1 protein-coding gene and 1 pseudogene are annotated in these 593 nt (G+C 40.8%); both read right to left on the reverse strand.

All coding sequences use genetic code 11. From position 1 onward, the window contains the following. Nucleotides 1–468: pseudogene (locus ACFIJJ_RS10075) on the reverse strand (hypothetical protein); the annotation flags it as partial. Continuing rightward, nucleotides 465–593, reverse strand: a 129-nt coding sequence (locus ACFIJJ_RS10080) for a TrwH protein (RefSeq protein ID WP_375646858.1), incomplete at its 5' end; no start/stop codon positions are given. The pseudogene ACFIJJ_RS10075 and the gene ACFIJJ_RS10080, both read right to left, overlap by 4 nt.

Consider the following 593-nt stretch of genomic DNA (forward strand, 5'->3'; position numbering starts at 1 on the left):
AGATCCAGTTTTCTGACTATTTGTTATAGCTTGATAGGTTGTTTCTGTTTGCGAAAGTTGTTCTTTTTTCAACGCAAGCTGTTTTGTTAAGAGCTCAATAATTTCTCCTTTTTTTAATAGATTAATAAGCTCCAGATATTCTGCTGATGCAGCAGTTGATGACGGTGTAGCAGTTGATGACGGTGTAGTAGGTGATGGTGGTGTAGTAGGTGATGGCGGTGTAGTAGGTGATGGCGGTGTAGTAGGTGATGGCGGTGTAGTAGGTGATGGCGGTGTAGTAGGTGATGACGGTGTAGTAGGTGATGACGGTGTAGTAGGTGATTGCGATGGAGTTCTCATATCTCGTATACGGAGCTTACGGAAACTCCTACCTGGATTTATATGAGTTCTGTCAAAAATATCTGCATGTGCCAAATTTATCATTCCCAAAAGGGTAATCATTCCTGTTATAATAAATCGCTTTTTCATCTGTCTCCTCGCTTGATTTCGGCAGGGATTGTTTTATTAATAGGCACTCGGTTCCTATCATTTGGCTGTTTTAGCTTTGGTGCTAATGCACAAGCCGATAAAAGGTTTACAATCAAAGTTACAAG

Source organism: Bartonella sp. TT29SHDZB, from assembly GCF_042193395.1.
Classification (GTDB): Bacteria; Pseudomonadota; Alphaproteobacteria; order Rhizobiales; family Rhizobiaceae; genus Bartonella.